This window comes from Nocardia ninae NBRC 108245, from assembly GCF_007990755.1.
Lineage (GTDB): Bacteria > Actinomycetota > Actinomycetes > Mycobacteriales > Mycobacteriaceae > Nocardia > Nocardia ninae.
In genome coordinates this window covers 1-16,419 of record NZ_BJXA01000052.1, presented here as the reverse complement: position 1 = coordinate 16,419, position 16,419 = coordinate 1, and the positions used below count along the sequence as shown (strand labels likewise).

Here is a 16,419-nt window from a genome sequence, read left to right as displayed (position 1 = left end):
CCCATGGCGACAATCGAAGAGGCGCTGGAGATAGAGCGCCTCGAGCGTGACATCTTCCGTGGGGCGTCCACGAAGACTCAGCTACCGCGCACGTTCGGCGGACAGGTTGCCGGCCAGGCGCTGGTATCAGCGGTGCGCACGGTGGAACCGCGGTATCAGGTGCATTCGCTGCACGGCTACTTTCTGCGGCCGGGCAACCCGGACCAGCCGACGGTGTATCTCGTCGAGCGGATCAGGGACGGGCGCTCGTTCTGCACCCGCCGCGTCACCGGTGTGCAGGACGGGCAGGCGATCTTCACCATGTCGGCCTCGTTCCACATCGGCGACGAGGGGCCGGAGCATCAGGATGTGATGCCCGAGGTGCAGGCCCCGGACGACCTCCCGGACGCGAGCACCACGATGAGCCCGGAACGTCTGTGGGCGATGCGCGAGTGGGAGCACTGGGACATCCGGACGGTGCCGCAGGACCAGATCGCCCGCCGCGACGGCGTCGTCTCGCAGCAGCAGGTGTGGTTCCGCTACCGGCATCCGCTGCCCGACGACCCGCTGTTCCACGTCTGCACGCTGGCCTACATGAGCGACATGACGCTGCTCGGCTCGTCGAAGGTGACCCATCCCGACGAGCAGACCCAGAACGCCTCGCTCGACCACGCCATGTGGTTCCTGCGTCCGTTCCGCGCCGACGACTGGCTGCTCTACGACCAGGCGTCGCCGTCCGCAGGCTTCGGCCGCGCGCTCACCGGCGGAAAGATCTTCAACCGTGCGGGTGAGATGGTGGCCGCCGTCGTCCAGGAAGGACTGATCCGCAACCTGCGCGACTGAGCGTCACCGCGCCGCAGCGGTGCCGGTCGCCGCGCACATCCGCGCATCGTGCCTGGCTGCCCGGCGCGCCGGAGCGTCGGCGGTCGGCCCGCGGAAGGGCGATCCGCACGCGGCGCGAGGGAACGAATGTCGACCGCAGTGGTGTGCGTGTGGCCGACGCACACCACCGCGGCCGCCTGAATTCGCTCAGGCTTCAGCCCACCTGTACGCGCAGGTGGCAGACCACTGTGTCGGACATGCGGCGCAGCACGCGTTCGAGCTCGTCGCTGCGGTGGCTGGGTAGCACGCGGTTCCAGCCGACCGGCGGGTCGACCTCGGCGATGACGACCACCTTGCGGCGACCCTCGAAGTTCTCCCGCACATAACGCGCGACCGGGCCGCCGACCGTCGCGTCGCTGTCTTCGAGCAGCACCAGCCGCACCTCCGGATGCCACGCCTCCCACGCCTTGGTGAACGCCTTCACCGACTCGCCGGGCAGGCAGACATGCACCGCGACAACGTCTTTGCCGATCGACAGCGCCGCGGACAGCGCCTCGCAGCTCAGGTCGGAGACTTCGGACACCGGCACCACGATGACGGCGTCGCGCGGGCGCGGTGGCGGCGGCACCTCGTCGGACCGGCGATAGGCGCCGATCTTGCTGTACGCGCCGCGAATTCGTTCCATGCCGACCACCAGCGCGGGCAGCACCAGCACGATCAACCAGGCCCCCGCGGTGAATTTCATTGCGGTGGTGACGATCGCGGCGACGAAGGTCAGCAGCGCGCCGAACCCGTTGAGCGCCAGCCGCCACCGCCAGCCCGCCGTCCTGGCCAGCAGCCAATGCCGCACCATGCCGACCTGCGCGATGGTGAACCCGACGAACACCCCGATGGCGAACAGCGGGACCAGCGCGTTCATATTGCCGTCGGCGCCGACCAGCAGCACGCCCGCCGTGATGGCCAGGGTCAGTACGCCGTACCGGTACACCTCGCGCGGTGAGCGCACCGCGAACCGGTGCGGCAGGCAGTTGTCGTCGGCGAGGATCTTGGTGAGCGTCGGCAGCCCGCCGTAGGAGGTGTTGGCGGCCAGCGCCAGCAACACCACGGTCGCGAACTGCACCACGTAGTAACCGATTCCGTGTCCGAGCGCGGCCTCGGTCAGTTGCGAGAGCACCGTGGTGCCGTCGATCGGATGCACCTCGAACTTCTCGATCAGCATCGCGAGCCCGATCAGCATGACACCGAGCAGCGCGCCGAGCGCGACCTCCGCGCGTTGTGCGCGCAGCACTTTCGGCGCCTGGAAGCTCGGCACCGCGTTCGCGATCGCCTCCACGCCGGTCAGCGCGGCGCACCCGCTGGAGAAGGCCTTGAGCAGCAACAGCACTCCGACGGTATGCGCGTCCAGCACGGTGGCGACGCCGGTGCTGACGCTGGCGGGCTCGGACCGCACCAGCCCCGCGACGATCACCGTGCCGATGCCGACCACGAAAACGATGGTCGGCACCATGAACGCCCGTGCGCTCTCGGTGATGCCCAGCAGATTCAACGCCGTGATGCCGACGAGAATGGCCACACACAACCACACCGTGTACGGAAGCAACACGGGAAACGCAGAGGTCAGCGCGGCGACACCGGCGGCGATCGACACCGCGACGTTCAGCACATAGTCGATGATCAGCGAGGCCGCAGCGGTCAAACTCGTGCGATGCCCGAGGTGCGTCTTCGCCACCGCATATGCCCCACCACCGTCCGGGAACGCGGCGATGACCTGCCGATACGAGGCGACGAGCACGGCGAGCAACGCGGCGATCGCGACCGTCACCGGCAGCGTCAGGCCGAGCCCGGCGCCGCCCGCGGCCGCCAGCACCAGCACGATGGCCTCAGGCCCGTAGGACACCGACGCCATGGCGTCGAGCGAGAGTCCGGCCAGCCCGGTCGGCACGGTGAGGCCACGGCGGGCCGGGGCCGCCTCCCCTTCTCCACGCGGCGCGGGCACCTTGCGCGGCAACACAGCTATCACCATGCGAGTGTCGACCCCATCCCGGCCTGCGGGCCGTCGCGTTGACGGAACCCTGACGGCGACCGTGAGCAGGCCCACACCGCGACGGCTCGTAAACTTTCCGACGTGAACGCTTCCCCGGTCGCCGCGCCCGCCGCCACCGACCTGCAGGCTCGCCCCACCATCGGCGTGCTCGCGCTGCAGGGTGACGTGCGCGAGCACATCGCGGCCCTCGCGCACTGCGGCGCCGAACCGGTGCTGGTGCGGCGTGCGCCCGAACTGGCCGCGGTGGACGCGCTGGTGCTGCCCGGCGGTGAATCGACCGCCATCAGCAAGCTGCTGGAGGTCTTCGAGCTGCTGGAGCCGCTGCGCGCGCGACTGCGAGATGGCATGCCCGCCTTCGGTTCCTGCGCGGGCATGATCCTGCTCGCCGACGAGGTACTCGATACCAGGCCCGACGCCAATCACCTGTCCGGCATCGATATGACGGTGCGCCGCAACGCCTTCGGCCGCCAGGTCGACTCGTTCGAGGTGGACCTGGACTTCGCCGGACTCGACGACGGCCCGATGCGCGCGGTGTTCATCCGGGCGCCGTGGGTGGAGCGGGCCGGCGCGGGCGTGGAGGTGCTCGCGACGGTGCCGGACGGGCCGTTCGCCGGTCGCATTGTGGCAGTGCGGCAAGGGAACGTGGTGGCGACGTCGTTCCACCCGGAGGTCACCGGCGATCTGCGGGTGCACCGGATGTTCGTGGACCTGGTTCGGGACGCGTAGTTCACGCGCCGTTCAGGCCGCGATGACCGGCCGAGTAGGCTGGAGAAGTTGTCCCTCCGGCCGTGCCGGTACGGTACAACTCACCAAACGTGCCATCGACCTGAAGGAAGTAGGGAATGAGCGGCCACTCCAAATGGGCCACCACCAAGCACAAGAAGGCGGGGATCGACGCGAAGCGCGGCAAGCTCTTCGCCAAGTTGATCAAGAACATCGAGGTGGCGGCCCGCACGGGTGGCAGTGACCCCGCAGGCAACCCGACGCTCTACGACGCCATTCAGAAGGCGAAGAAGTCGTCGGTGCCCAACGACAACATCGAACGTGCCCGCAAGCGCGGCGGCGGTGAAGAAGCCGGCGGCGCCGACTGGCAGACCATCATGTACGAGGGCTACGGTCCCAATGGTGTCGCGGTGTTGATCGAGTGCCTCACCGACAACCGCAACCGCGCCGCGGGCGAGGTCCGGGTCGCGATGACCCGCAACGGCGGCAACATGGCCGACCCGGGTTCGGTGTCCTACCTGTTCCACCGCAAGGGCGTCGTGACGCTGGAGAAGAACGGCCTGTCCGAGGACGACGTCTTGATGGCCGTGCTCGACGCGGGTGCCGAGGAGGTCAACGACCTCGGTGATTCCTTCGAGATCATCAGCGATCCCAGCGACCTGATCCCCGTGCGCAAGGCCTTGCAGGCCGCCGGAATCGACTACGACTCCGCCGAATCCGGCTTCCAGCCGTCGGTCTCGGTCGAGGTCGACGCCGACGGCGCCCGCAAGGTGATCAAGTTGGTCGACGCGCTCGAGGACAGCGACGACGTACAGAACGTCTACACCAACGTCGATATCTCCGACGAGATCCTCGCGCAACTGGACGACTAGTGCGTACCCGCGCATGCGCTCCGGCCGTGCGCGGGTCTACGGACGGGCGCCGTCCGGCAGCGCTGGACTAGTCCTCCAGGGCTTCGTAGTACTGCTTCATCGAGGGGTAGTAGTCCTCGAAATCGGGGCGGTCCGCATCCGTGCGGGCCGCCCCGAGTGCGTCCAGGTAGTACTCCCAGCCGGGGCCGACCTCGCTGACGTTAGCGTCGGGATCCAGATGGTGGGTGAAGACCAGTTCCGTGACGCCGCCGGACTCGGTGAGGACCGCCTGTAAGCGCCAGGTGCCGTAGTCGTCGGTGGTGGAGATCGCGAGCCGCGTGGGCGGTTCGCAGGCGTCGATGTGTGCGTCGCACCAGGGCGCGCCTTCTTCATATGCCATCTGCAGCTTGATGTTTCGGCCAGTTCCGCCCTCACCCTGCCAGGCGCCCATCCAGCGGGCGGTGCGGTCGGATTCGGTGACGCTGGCCCACACGTCCTCGATCGGTGCTCGGTAGGTTCTGGTGAGGATCAGGTCGCGCTTGCCGTCGGTGCGGTCGAGGCGTCCGGTGGGTCGGGTGGTCATCCCGTGTTCTCCTTCGGGTGCTGGTCGGCCGGTGCGCTGCGGTGTTCGCGGCGCGTCCGGTAGACCTCGGTTTCCAATGCGTCGAGCCGCTGTTCCCAGGCGGCCGCGGTGTCGAAGCGCGCGATCCAGTCGGCGATCTCGGTGAGTGGTGCCGGGTCGAGCACGTAGTAGCGCTGCCTGCCGATGAGTTCGTCGTGCACCAAGCCGCTTTCGCGCAGCACTCGCAGGTGCCTGCTCACCGCAGGCCTGCTGATGTCGAACTCTGCCGCGATCTCACCCGCGGTGAGCCGGGTCCCGCGCAACATCGTCAGGATCTCCCGGCGCACCGGATCGGCGATCGCACTTGCCACTTCGTCCACCCGGAAAGCGTAACCACTCGGTTACGCTTTTGTCCATAGTCGGCTGCTCCCGGCTACCGCATCGGAAGGCGGCCGGTCGATGATCGACCGGCCGCGCTGGACGATTATTCGCGCGTCACTCCGCGAGTTCGGTCCGGCTGGACCACTCGTAGACGGGCAACCGGCCCTCCGGGGTGTCCTGCTCCTTGCGGGTCACCTTGAAGTGTTCGTAGCCACCCTTGAACGGGACTTTCAATTCGATCCCCGGCGGGGTGATCGGAACGATTCGCGCGGGCATGTCTTTCGGCCCGCCCTCGAGGACAGCCTTCACAACAGTGCTCATCATCGGATGGTAGAAGCGTGACGGTCCCGATTTCGTAGATTCACCGAAGCGCCGCGCGGAAAAATCTTCGGTCTCAGGGCAGCGTGACAACTAGTTTGCCGACGGTACGACCGGTGTCGCCCAATGCATGCGCCTTCGCGGCCTCCGTCAACGGGAAGGTGCCCGCGATCGTCGGCCGCAACGCACCGGATTCGACGAGGTCGGCCAGCGCGCGCATGCCCGCGTGATCGTGCTCCACCAGCATGCGGATCGCGCGCACCCCCACCTCGCGTGCCGCCGCCGCGAGATCGACCGCACCGGCGGCGCGCAAGGTGACCAGCAGCCCGCCCTCACGCAGCGTGTGCAGGGAGCGCAGGCTGTTGTCGTCATCGATCGAATCCAGCACCACGTCCACGTCGCGGACCGCCTCGGCGACATCCGTTGTCCGGTAGTCGAGCACTTCGTCCGCGCCCAGGCTGCGCAGGAACTCGTGATTGGGTGTACTGGCCGTGCCGATGACGTACGCGCCGCGGGCCTTGGCGATCTGCACGGCGAAGTGTCCGACGCCACCCGCGGCCGCGTGGATCAGTACGCGCTGTCCGGCTTCGAGTGCGGCGTTGTCGACCAGGGCCTGCCAGGCGGTGAGCCCGGCCAGCGGGATCGCCGCGGCCTGTACGTGATCCAGGTTCGCGGGCTTGCGGGCGAAGGCGCGGGCGGGGCCGACGACGTACTCGGCCAGCGCGCCGTGGCCGTTCGGGTAGGGCAGCATGCCGAAGACCTCGGCACCCGGCTCGAACAGCGTCACGCCGATGCCGGTCTCGGCGACCTCGCCGGACACGTCCCAGCCGAGGATGAACGGCGGCTCGGGCAGGAAGAGGTTCGCGACGGCGCGGTGCTTCCAGTCGGTGGGGTTGAGCCCGGCCGCACGCACCCGGACCAGGATCTCGCCGGGGCCGGGCACCGGCCGGGGGAGTTGTACTTCGGTGAGGACCTCGGGGCCACCGAGGGTGTACTGGCTGATCGCGCGCATGGTTTCGGTCATGCCATCGAGTCTGGTGCGCTGGAACGAGTCAGGAAATGGCACGATTGCCATTCTTCGATATGATCGTGCCATGACATCTTCCGTCCATCGCGTGGCGGTGCTGGCGTTGGACGGGGTCTATCCGTTCGAACTCGGCATCCCGAACCGGGTATTCGGCAGTGCCGGCGGCCGATACGAGGTCCGCACCTGCACCGTCGACGGTGCACCGGTGCGCACCAGCGCGGATTACTCGATCGCCGTCGCGCACGACAGCAGCATTCTCGACACCGCCGACACCGTGGTGCTGCCCGCCTGCGACATCCGGATGACCCTCGACGGCACCCTGCCGCAGCCGGTCCGGGACGCGCTCGCCCGAATCCGGCCCGGAGCCCGGCTGGTGGCGATCTGCGCAGGCTCGTTCGTCGCGGCGGCGGCCGGTCTGCTCGACGGCCGGCCGGCCACCACGCATTGGCGCCAGGCCGATCTCTTCCGGCGCACCTTCCCGCGAGTCCGGCTCGATCCCGATGTGCTCTACGTCGACGACGATGACGTGCTCACCTCCGCGGGCGCGGCGGCGGGCATCGACGTGTGCCTGCATCTCGTGCGCCGTGACCACGGCAGTGCGGTCGCCAACTCGGTGGCTCGGCGTTGCGTCGTGCCGCCGTGGCGTGACGGCGGGCAAGCGCAGTACATCGAGCAGCCCGTCCCGCCTGCCATGTCCGCGGGCACCGCCGCCGCGCGCCAGTGGGCGTTGGAAAATCTCCATTTGCCGCTCACCGTGGACGAATTCGCCCTGCGCGCCCAGATGAGCAAGCGCACCTTCGCGCGCCGTTTCAGCGAGGAGGTCGGCATGAGTCCTGGCCGCTGGCTGATTCAGCAGCGCCTGTTCCGCGCCCGCCACCTGCTCGAATCGACCGACATGACGGTCGACCGCATCGCCGGTGAAGTCGGCTTCGCCACCGGCACCTCGCTGCGCCAGCATCTGCACGAGGCGATCGGCGTATCCCCGCAGGCCTACCGCCGCACCTTCGCCCGAACCCTGGCCCCGGCCTGACGTCAAGCCATGACCGCCGGGACATGGTGGCGGCAAAGTGCGAGTAGCGCCGCCGTCATGTCCCGTTGCCCATGAAGCGACGGGGCCGACGGGCGAGCCGTATCCGTGGCTCGTTATCGCACGGCGGAAAGTTGTCGGTGGGCGCTGGCATAGTCGGCGTCGTGTCGTTCAGTACTCGCATCGAAGTCAGGGTTTCCGATCTCGATCCGCAGCTCCATGTCACCGGCGCCGCCTATCACCAGTTCGCCGACCACTCGCGTTTCGCCTGCGTTCAGGCGGCGGGGATCTCGGTCGACGAGTTGATCGCGGACGGATTCGGGCCGGTGAATCTCGAGACCACGATCAAGTTCCATCGCGAGTTGCGCGGCGGCGACACGGTGGATGTGTCGTGCGTGTGGTTGTGGGGGACCGGTAAGACCTACCGTGTCGAACAGATCCTGACCCGCGCGGACGGTGAGGTGGCCGCCACGGTGACCAATGTCAGTGGCCTGCTGGACCTTCGAGCGCGCCGGCTCGTCAACGATCCGGCGCGCGAATGGGCGGCGCGCGCGACGAAGCCGGAACTGCTCGGTTTCCCGGAAGCGTCCTGAGCAGGCGGCTGCGTCGCGGATCCTGACCGCGGTGCGCGCGCCCGGCCCGGTCGCGGTGTGCGCGCCCGCCCTCGCGATCACCGCTGCACCCCGTGTCGCTGGACCGCGAAAGACCCTGCCTCCGCTAGACTCTCGAACAGTTGTTCGTGTCTGCGAGAGGGGTTTTCGTGCGGGTGATGGGCGTCGACCCCGGGCTCACCCGGTGTGGCCTCAGCATGGTCGAGGGCGGCATCGGTCGTAAGGTGACCGCGATCGCCGTCGACGTGGTCCGCACCCCGCCCGACATGGACCTCGCCCAGCGACTACTCCAGGTCTCCGACGCCGCCGAACTCTGGATGGACACCCATAAACCCGCGGCCGTCGCCATCGAACGCGTCTTCGCCCAGCACAATGTGCGGACCGCGATGGGCACCGCGCAGGCCGGCGGCGTGATCGCGCTCGCGGCCGCGCGCCGCGGCATCCCGGTCGCGTTCCACACGCCCAGCGAGGTGAAGGCCTCGGTCACCGGCAACGGCACCGCGGACAAGGCCCAGGTCACCGCTATGGTCACCCGGATCCTCGGTTTGCAGGTCGCGCCGAAACCGGCCGACGCGGCGGATGCGCTCGCGCTGGCCATCTGCCATTGTTGGCGGGCGCCGCTGATCGAGCGGATGGCCAAGGCCGAAGCCCAAGCGGCCGAGGCGCAACGCAAGTACGCCGAACGGCTTGCCGAACAACGGAAGGCGGTACAGAGGTGATCGCGTCGGTACGCGGTGAGGTGCTGGAGATCGCCCTCGACCACACGGTGATCGAGGCGGCGGGCATCGGTTACCGGCTCAACGTGACTCCCGCGACGCTGTCCACGCTGACCCGCGGCGAGGAGACCCGGCTGTACACCGCGATGATCGTCCGCGAGGACTCGATGACGCTGTACGGTTTCGCCGACACCGAGGCGCGCGACCTGTTCGGTCTGCTGCAAACGGTGTCCGGCGTCGGCCCCCGCCTCGCGATGGCGGTCCTCGCGGTGCTCGAGCCCGAGGCGCTGCGCAAGGCGCTCGCCGAGAGCAATGTCGCCGCACTCACCCGGGTGCCGGGCATCGGCAAGCGTGGCGCCGAGCGCATGGTGGTCGAGCTGCGCGACAAGGTGAATCTTGTTCCGGTGCAATCCGGTCCGCCCGGCACGCCGACCCCGGTCATCACGCCGGTGCGCGAGCAGGTGGTGGAGGCGCTCACCGGCCTCGGTTTCCCGGCCAAGCAGGCCGAGCAGGCCATCGACGCGGTGCTCGCCGAACAGCCCGCCGCCGACACCTCGGTAGGATTGCGAGCCGCCCTCAACCTGCTCGGCAAGAATCGGTAATACCGCATGGATGTCGAAGAACCAGACGAATCACAGGTCACGCCGAGCTATTTGAAGTCCGACGGCGAGATCGAGGCCAGCCTGCGCCCGAAGTCGCTCGACGACTTCATCGGCCAGCCGCGCGTCCGCGAGCAGCTCGCGCTGGTGCTGCGCGGCGCCAAACAGCGCGGCGGCACCCCGGATCACGTGCTGCTGTCCGGCCCGCCCGGCCTGGGCAAGACCAGCATGGCGATGATCATCGCCGGCGAGCTCGGCACCGCGCTGCGCATCACCTCCGGTCCCGCGCTGGAACGGGCCGGCGATCTCGCGGCCATGCTCAGCAACCTGGTCGACGGCGACGTGCTGTTCATCGACGAGATCCACCGGATCGCCCGCCCCGCCGAGGAGATGCTCTACCTGGCGATGGAGGACTTCCGCGTCGACGTGGTCGTCGGCAAAGGTCCGGGCGCGACCTCGATCCCGCTCGACATCGCCCCGTTCACCCTGGTCGGGGCCACCACCCGGTCCGGCGCGCTCACCGGCCCGCTGCGTGACCGCTTCGGTTTCACCGGGCACATGGACTTCTACGACCCCGACGAGCTGCTGCTCATCCTGTTGCGTTCGGCGCAGATCCTCGGCGTGCAGATCGATCGCGAGGCCGCCGCGGAGATCGCCGGCCGGTCCCGTGGCACGCCACGCATCGCGAACCGTCTGCTGCGCCGCGTCCGCGACTACGCGGAGGTCCGCGCCGACGGTGTGATCACGCTGCCCATCGCGCGGGCGGCGCTCGAGGTGTACGACGTCGACGTGCTCGGTCTGGATCGCCTCGACCGTGCCGTACTCGCCGCGCTGGTACGCAGTTTCGGCGGCGGCCCGGTCGGTGTGTCCACCCTCGCGGTGGCCGTGGGGGAGGAGGCCGCCACCGTCGAGGAGGTATGCGAGCCGTTCCTCGTGCGCGCCGGAATGGTCGCCCGCACCCCGCGTGGCCGCGTCGCTACCGCCGCCGCCTGGGAACACCTCGGGCTGGTACCGCCACCCGACCTGGTCTTCGGCTCGATCGAAGTCCGCGGTCGCGACCCGCAACCCACCTTGGATCTGTTCGAATAACGTTGCGTGGCAAGCCTTAGTCGCCGACGTCCCGGTGCAACGTCCACCGGTGATGCTGGTGCTCGGCATGCTGCAACGCCGTCACCACCAGATCGAGGAACGCGTCCACTTCCTCACGCGAGTATCCGCGCGTGCCCAGCCGCGCCTCGGTGAACCGCACCGAGCGGACATCCGCGACGGTCAGACTGCCCGGCCCACCGTGCGCGAGGGTCGCCGCGACCAGATCGAGGAACGCGTCGACCTCTTCGTCGTGGTATCCGCGCCGCCCGACCGGTGACGGGGTGAACCGCATCCGCTGCACATCGTCCGGGGTGAGCATCGACTGCCCGTTTCCGGCCGGTGCGGGCCGCACCCCGCGCTGCCGGTTCTCCAACTCGACGCGCACCCGATCCAGGTACTCGTCGACTTGGTCGGCGCGATATCCGCGCCCGCCGGGCCGCGGTGCGTCGAAGGTGACGTGCCGTAGATCGTCGGCGGCGAGCGCGCCCCGCCCGGCCATGGTCGCGGCGACGAGGTCGAGGAAGGCGTCCACTTCGTCCGCGTGGTAACCACGCTGCCCGAATGGTGGTGTCGCGAAACTGATCCGGCTCACATCCTCGGGGGTCACGGGCGACATTCTGTCAGGCCCGGTACGCCGGTCCGTGGGAATGTGGATTTTTCGTACTCCCTGGTCTCTTGCGACCACGAGCGCCCCCTGGCGGACAGCGTCGGAACAGTTCCCACACCTTAACGCCGCGAACGCCGTCAGGGGGCTTATCGATTTGCTCAGTCCTTGCGGACACCGTCGATCAGCAGTCGCCGGATGGCCTCGTTGAGGCCTTGGATGGAGCTTTCGTCGGTATCGCGCAGTCCGTGCATGATGCCGGCCAGCAGCATGCCGGTGACCGCCCGCGCGGTGTTGACCGTGTCCAGATCCGCTCGGAGATAACCGTGTTCGACGCCGTGCTCCAGGTATCCCGCGGTGAGCGCGTCGGCCATATCGAGCAGGCCGTAGAGGCGCGCGGTCAGCTCGTCGTCGATGCCGGGCGCGTGCACGAGCAGCAACTGCGCGACCCGGCGGTCGTCCATCAGGATGTGGGTGAGCGCCTGGCCGATCCGGTCGGTTTGCGCGCGGTACTCGTCCAGCGTGGTGGCGGCATCGGGGGCGTTCTCGGTGCCGAGGGTGTCGATGATCTTGGCGGACAGGTCATCGATGACGTGGTCGATGATGTCGCGCTTGTTGCTGAAGTACCGGTAGAAGGTGCCGTGCCCGATGCCGAGATGACCGGCGATATCGGCGATCCCGGTGCCGTGATAGCCCTTCTCCGCGAAGCAGACGAACGCGGTGTCGATGATCTCCTGCCGGAGCTCGGCTTTACGTCGCTCGGCACGCGTCAATGGCTTCGTCACGACCCCGATGATACAGTCGTCACAAACGGAATGATGTGTCATTCTGTGATAAACGGTTCACATACTTGGAGGTTCGGAGTGGCGCCTCAGTACGACGCGGTCGTGGTCGGAGCGGGATTCGGTGGCATGGGGGCGGGCATCGAGCTCGATCGGCTCGGCCTGAGCAACTACGTCATCCTCGATCGCGAGGACGACCTCGGCGGCACCTGGCACGTCAACCATTACCCCGGCCTCGCGGTCGACATCGCCTCGGTGACCTACTCGTACTCCTTCGAGCCGAACCCGTACTGGACGCGGCTGTTCGCGCCGGGTGCGGAGCTGAAGAAGTACGCGAAACACGTCGCCGACAAGTACGGTCTGCGCCGCCGCATGCGCTTCGGCACGGTGGTCGACGGTGCTCGCTGGGACGAAGAGCACCAGCACTGGGTGGTCTCGATCGCCGGCGGCGAAACCCTCACGGGCCGTTACCTGCTCACCGCGACGGGCTTCCTGTCCCAGCCCTACACCCCGCCGTTCCCCGGCATCGACTCGTTCGCGGGCAAGATCATCCACACCACCGCGTGGGAGGACGATTTCGACCTCACCGGACGCAAGGCGGCGATCATCGGGACCGGCGCCACCGCGGTGCAGCTGGTGCCCGAGGTGGCCAAGAAGGCGCAGGCGCTCACCGTCTTCCAGCGCACCCCGATCTGGGTGGTGCCGAAGATCGACGCGGCCATCCCGGCGCCGGTGCAGAAGCTGTTCGACCGGGTGCCCCTCACCCAGAAGGCCGCGCGGCTGTTCAACACCAGCCTGCTCGAGGCGCTCATGGTCGTCGGCGTCCTGCACTACACGCAGGCCAAGCCGTTGAACAAGGCCGCGGGCGTCCTCGCCAAGGCGCACCTGCGTGCCTCGGTGCGGGACAAGGAAACTCGCAAGCAGCTCACGCCGCACTACGACTTCGGCTGCAAGCGCCCGACCTTCTCCAACACCTACTTCCGCACGTTCAACCAGCCGCACGTGCGCCTGGAGACCAACTCGATCGAGCGCATCGAGCCCGACGGCATCGTCACCGCCGACGGCCACAAGACCGAGATCGACACGCTGATCCTGGCCACCGGTTTCAACCTGTGGGACGTGAACTTCCCGGCCATCGAGATCATCGGCCGCGACGGCGTCAACCTCGGAAAGTTCTGGCGGGACAACCGTTTCCAGGCCTACGAGGGCATCACCGTGCCCAAGTTCCCGAACTTCCTCAGCCTCAACAGCCCGTACTCCTACAGCGGCCTGTCCTACTTCACCACCATCGAGGCGCAGATGAAGCACATGGGGCGGCTCTTCGGCGAGCTGTTCCGCCGCGGCGAGCAGACCTTCGAGGTGATCGAGGCGGCCAACGCGGACTTCCTGGACAAGGTCACCGACAAGCTCGGCACCTCCGTCTTCTACGGCGGCGACTGCTCGACCGCGCGCAGCTACTACTTCAACCCGCACGGCGAGGCCGCGCTGCTGCGCCCGACGAGCACTCTCGCCGCGCACCGCGAAGCGGTCAGCTTCCCGCTCGACGACTACGTGTACGGCAAGTCCGCCTGAGTCGAGGTACGAGGTAACGCAAGCCCCGCCGGACCCACACCGGCGGGGCTCACCGCGCTATTTCGCGATCTTACGAAGCACCCACTCCGCCAGCGTCGGAGTCACCGCCGAGTGCTCGGTATTTATTGCGTTGCAACAGAACTCGGTCAGCATGGTGTGCTCGGCCGTCACCTTGCGCAGATCCTGGTCGAGCTCGACCTCCCAGGTCATCGGGTCGAAGTCCAGCGCGACCGCGCTGACCGACGGGACGAAGCAACTCCAGCGTTTCATCTCCTCCAGCTCGATCCCGAGGGTCGTGGCGACCTGGCCGAACGAGTCGAGCATGCCGCCGGGCGCACCGTCGAACGGCGCGACTGCGGTGGTCGTCGAGGTGCGGGCGGTCAGGCCGAGATGCATGCCGCCGACCGGTTGCTGCTCGCCGAAGGCAGGCTGATAGCGCGCGGTGGCGCTGCCGACGATGCCGCCGAGGAACTTCTTGTCGAACACCACCTCGCCGGGCTGCAACGCCGGGCCTTGCCCGTCGCCGCGGCCGTTCGCCACGCCGAGCCGCACCGGCCGCTGCGGGAATCCGCCGAGCTCGGCCAGCTCCTGGACGAACTGGGCGCGCAGCGGCGACGCGGTGGCAACCGGACCCGAATACCGCGCGTCCTCGACCCACGCCCACAGCAACTGCTGGGCCGCCGGGCTGCGGATCAGGCTCGCCTTGCTCGCCTTCCCCGGCGTGAGCGCCTCGAAGAACTCGAAGAAGTACGCCATCTGCTGCAGGATCAGCGGGATCCACGCCCCGTTGTGCGGCGAATCCCAGGACAGATAGGTCTCGGTCTGATGATCCTCGTCGTCGCGTTCCATGGCGGCGAGCGCGTAGCGGGTGACCAGGCCACCCATGCTCACCCCGCCGGTGATGAGCGGCGTGTTGCCCTGCCGCTCGGCGATCACCTTCCCGATGCACGCCCGCGCGACACCGGCGTTGACCTGGAGGTAGTCGTGGCGGGTGTCGAAGCCGAGCAGCACGATGTCGATACCCGAGGCGAGCAGCTGGTCGAACAGTCGCTCACCCGCGTCGGAGTAGGGCTCGTTGAACCACTGCCACAGCGCGTCGAGATCGCTGGGGCCGTAGTTGAAACCGTCGGCGAAGATCATCGGGTTGACCAGCCGGTCGTGCCCGTTCGCCAGATGGACCGATGCGGTGCCCTTACCGTATTTCCCCAGGTACGGATGCTCGGACACGAGCGGCCACTCGTAGTCCGGCGGGCGCGGCGACTCGGTGGATCTGAGGGTCGGGGTGCCGAACCACGGTCCCGATTCGGCGATCCGTGCCAGGTCGTACAGTTCGGGCGCGGACAGATCCCCTGCGGCCTTCTGTAATAGCGTTTTGACGTCGATTCTGGCTTCCTGAGCCATCATCTACCCCTTTTGTGAACGCGCAGGACGTCCCGAGACACGGCTCGACGATCGATGAGTTCGTGCGTAGATCAGGCTCCCCGGCCACGCCGTCGGGACGTCCTGCGCTGATGAATTCCCTGCGATTTCTACTGTATTCCAACGCAATTCGCGGTGGATACGTTTCCGGGCGAAGAATTTACGGGCAAACCGACCGGGCTCTTCGGACTCCGGCGGCCGCGCCGAATTCCGGGTGCGATATGGCCGATCCGCGCATCCGCGCTCCCCAGCAGGTGTGCCGGTGTGGCGGCGGAGACATGAACTGGCAGACTGTCTGGATACATACCCATCCCACCCACAAGACTAGGGACTGACTTCGACGATGGAACTTCTGTTTCCGCTGCTGCTGGTAGCCCTGCTCGTGCCGATGTTCCTCGGTGTCCGCCGCCAGAAGCGGGAAGCCGCCAAGGTCACGGAGATGCAGGACAGCCTCAAGGCCGGCGACCAGGTCATCACCACGTCGGGGCTGTACGGCACCGTCGTCGATCTCGACGACACCACGGTCGATCTCGAGATCGCCGAGGAGGTCGTGACGACGTGGCTGCGCGCGGCCATCCGCGAGGTGCGCGTCGAGACCGAGACCGTCACCGACGCGATCGACACCGACTCGACCGGCGCGACCGCGGTCGACGCGATCGAGGAATCCACCGAGCAGACCCAGACCCGGCTGACCAAGGACTGATCGCCGGTTCGGTACTTGCGACGGCCCGCCGACCGGCGGGCCGTCGCGCACGCCATTACCGCCCGCACCCGGCGACGCTGGGGTGTGCTTGCCTGTTCCACTCTCGACTTCCCGCCTAGGAGATGACGTACTGTGCCACCTTCCCAGGGATCGGCGCATCCGCTCCGGCTGCTCGGTGTCTACGCCGCGCTGCTGGCCGTGATCTATGCGCTGGTGTTCTTCACCGGTGACAAATCCTCGACACCACGGCTCGGCATCGACCTCCAGGGTGGTACCCGGGTCACGCTGACCGCTCGCACCCCGGACGGCGGCAAGCCGAACCAGGACAGCCTGAAGAAGGCGCAGGAGATCATCGAGAACCGGGTCAACGGTCTCGGTGTCGCCGGGTCCGAGGTCGTCATCGACGGCGACAACCTGGTGATCACGGTGCCGGGTGACGACGGGGCGCAGGCGCGCGCGCTGGCGACCACCGCCAAGCTGTACATCCGTCCGGTGCTCAACGCGGTGCCCGCGGCGCAGCGTGGTCAGACGCCGCCCGCCGCACCGGGCACGGCACCGGCCCCCGGTGAGGCGCCACCGCCTGCCGCGGG

Annotated in this window: 18 protein-coding genes and 1 pseudogene; 11 read left to right on the top strand and 8 right to left on the bottom strand. The window is 68.1% G+C overall.

Features of this window, described 5'->3' with window-relative positions:
- The first annotated feature begins 3 nt into the window (after positions 1 to 3).
- On the top strand, positions 4 to 822 hold the full coding sequence (locus tag NN4_RS29595; RefSeq protein ID WP_147138440.1) for an acyl-CoA thioesterase: 819 nt from the start codon (positions 4 to 6) through the stop codon (positions 820 to 822).
- A 193-nt stretch (positions 823 to 1,015) separates the two neighbouring features.
- Here NN4_RS29595 and NN4_RS29590 read toward each other — a convergent pair whose 3' ends face one another.
- Entirely contained in the window at positions 1,016 to 2,824 is a 1,809-nt protein-coding gene (locus NN4_RS29590) for an APC family permease (RefSeq protein ID WP_147138438.1), read from the bottom strand.
- 102 nt (positions 2,825 to 2,926) lie between these two features.
- Between NN4_RS29590 and pdxT the strand changes: the two genes are divergently transcribed.
- Positions 2,927 to 3,571: a pyridoxal 5'-phosphate synthase glutaminase subunit PdxT gene (gene pdxT, locus NN4_RS29585; RefSeq protein WP_281289425.1), complete on the top strand. Its 645-nt coding sequence runs from the start codon at positions 2,927 to 2,929 to the stop codon at positions 3,569 to 3,571.
- A gap of 116 nt (positions 3,572 to 3,687) precedes the next feature.
- The gene (locus tag NN4_RS29580) at positions 3,688 to 4,440 is read left to right on the top strand and encodes a YebC/PmpR family DNA-binding transcriptional regulator (protein WP_147138436.1); all 753 of its coding nucleotides are present in this window, start codon (positions 3,688 to 3,690) and stop codon (positions 4,438 to 4,440) included.
- Positions 4,441 to 4,507: 67 nt separating this feature from the next.
- Here the strand turns inward: NN4_RS29580 and NN4_RS29575 are convergent, their stop codons facing one another.
- The 4 genes from NN4_RS29575 to NN4_RS29560 all read right to left on the bottom strand — a co-directional run bounded on the left by NN4_RS29575 (position 4,508) and on the right by NN4_RS29560 (position 6,704).
- Positions 4,508 to 5,002, bottom strand: coding sequence for an SRPBCC family protein (locus tag NN4_RS29575; protein ID WP_147138433.1), 495 nt, complete (start codon positions 5,000 to 5,002; stop codon positions 4,508 to 4,510).
- Positions 4,999 to 5,361, bottom strand: a complete 363-nt coding sequence (locus tag NN4_RS29570; protein ID WP_147138432.1) for a metalloregulator ArsR/SmtB family transcription factor — start codon at positions 5,359 to 5,361, stop codon at positions 4,999 to 5,001. The genes NN4_RS29575 and NN4_RS29570 overlap by 4 nt, the downstream gene beginning before the upstream one ends.
- Positions 5,362 to 5,476: 115 nt before the next feature.
- Positions 5,477 to 5,683, bottom strand: a complete 207-nt coding sequence (locus NN4_RS29565; RefSeq protein ID WP_040736649.1) for a DUF5988 family protein — start codon at positions 5,681 to 5,683, stop codon at positions 5,477 to 5,479.
- A 73-nt stretch (positions 5,684 to 5,756) separates the two neighbouring features.
- Positions 5,757 to 6,704 (bottom strand): NADP-dependent oxidoreductase, encoded by a 948-nt coding sequence (locus NN4_RS29560; RefSeq protein WP_147138429.1) that lies wholly within the window; start codon positions 6,702 to 6,704, stop codon positions 5,757 to 5,759.
- 70 nt (positions 6,705 to 6,774) lie between these two features.
- Between NN4_RS29560 and NN4_RS29555 the strand changes: the two genes are divergently transcribed.
- The 5 genes from NN4_RS29555 to ruvB all read left to right on the top strand — a co-directional run bounded on the left by NN4_RS29555 (position 6,775) and on the right by ruvB (position 10,749).
- Entirely contained in the window at positions 6,775 to 7,737 is a 963-nt protein-coding gene (locus NN4_RS29555) for a GlxA family transcriptional regulator (protein WP_147138427.1), read from the top strand.
- Between the two features lie 161 nt (positions 7,738 to 7,898).
- Positions 7,899 to 8,327 carry an acyl-CoA thioesterase gene (locus NN4_RS29550; RefSeq protein ID WP_147138425.1) on the top strand — a complete coding sequence of 143 codons (429 nt, stop codon included), beginning with the start codon at positions 7,899 to 7,901 and terminating at the stop codon, positions 8,325 to 8,327.
- 167 nt (positions 8,328 to 8,494) lie between these two features.
- Positions 8,495 to 9,064 carry a crossover junction endodeoxyribonuclease RuvC gene (gene ruvC, locus NN4_RS29545; protein WP_135237413.1) on the top strand — a complete coding sequence of 190 codons (570 nt, stop codon included), beginning with the start codon at positions 8,495 to 8,497 and terminating at the stop codon, positions 9,062 to 9,064.
- The gene (gene ruvA, locus NN4_RS29540) at positions 9,061 to 9,663 is read left to right on the top strand and encodes a Holliday junction branch migration protein RuvA (protein WP_107658035.1); all 603 of its coding nucleotides are present in this window, start codon (positions 9,061 to 9,063) and stop codon (positions 9,661 to 9,663) included. The genes ruvC and ruvA overlap by 4 nt, the downstream gene beginning before the upstream one ends.
- 6 nt (positions 9,664 to 9,669) lie before the next feature.
- Positions 9,670 to 10,749: a Holliday junction branch migration DNA helicase RuvB gene (gene ruvB / locus NN4_RS29535; RefSeq protein WP_147138423.1), complete on the top strand. Its 1,080-nt coding sequence runs from the start codon at positions 9,670 to 9,672 to the stop codon at positions 10,747 to 10,749.
- 16 nt (positions 10,750 to 10,765) lie between these two features.
- Here the strand turns inward: ruvB and NN4_RS46670 are convergent, their stop codons facing one another.
- Together NN4_RS46670 and NN4_RS29525 are read right to left on the bottom strand one after the other, a co-directional pair.
- Positions 10,766 to 11,365, bottom strand: coding sequence for a DivIVA domain-containing protein (locus NN4_RS46670; protein WP_135232127.1), 600 nt, complete (start codon positions 11,363 to 11,365; stop codon positions 10,766 to 10,768).
- 149 nt (positions 11,366 to 11,514) lie between these two features.
- Positions 11,515 to 12,180 (bottom strand): TetR/AcrR family transcriptional regulator, encoded by a 666-nt coding sequence (locus NN4_RS29525; protein ID WP_135232126.1) that lies wholly within the window; start codon positions 12,178 to 12,180, stop codon positions 11,515 to 11,517.
- A gap of 36 nt (positions 12,181 to 12,216) precedes the next feature.
- On the opposite strand from NN4_RS29525, the gene NN4_RS29520 reads away from it, so the two are divergent.
- Positions 12,217 to 13,707, top strand: coding sequence for a flavin-containing monooxygenase (locus NN4_RS29520; RefSeq protein WP_147138421.1), 1,491 nt, complete (start codon positions 12,217 to 12,219; stop codon positions 13,705 to 13,707).
- Positions 13,708 to 13,764: 57 nt separating this feature from the next.
- On the opposite strand, the gene NN4_RS29515 is transcribed toward NN4_RS29520, so the two are convergent.
- Positions 13,765 to 15,108: a lipase family protein gene (locus NN4_RS29515; protein ID WP_147138420.1), complete on the bottom strand. Its 1,344-nt coding sequence runs from the start codon at positions 15,106 to 15,108 to the stop codon at positions 13,765 to 13,767.
- A 361-nt stretch (positions 15,109 to 15,469) separates the two neighbouring features.
- On the opposite strand from NN4_RS29515, the gene yajC reads away from it, so the two are divergent.
- Together yajC and NN4_RS29505 are read left to right on the top strand one after the other, a co-directional pair.
- On the top strand, positions 15,470 to 15,829 hold the full coding sequence (gene yajC / locus NN4_RS29510) for a preprotein translocase subunit YajC (protein ID WP_147138418.1): 360 nt from the start codon (positions 15,470 to 15,472) through the stop codon (positions 15,827 to 15,829).
- A gap of 132 nt (positions 15,830 to 15,961) precedes the next feature.
- A pseudogene (locus NN4_RS29505) lies at positions 15,962 to 16,419 on the top strand (protein translocase subunit SecD); the annotation flags it as partial.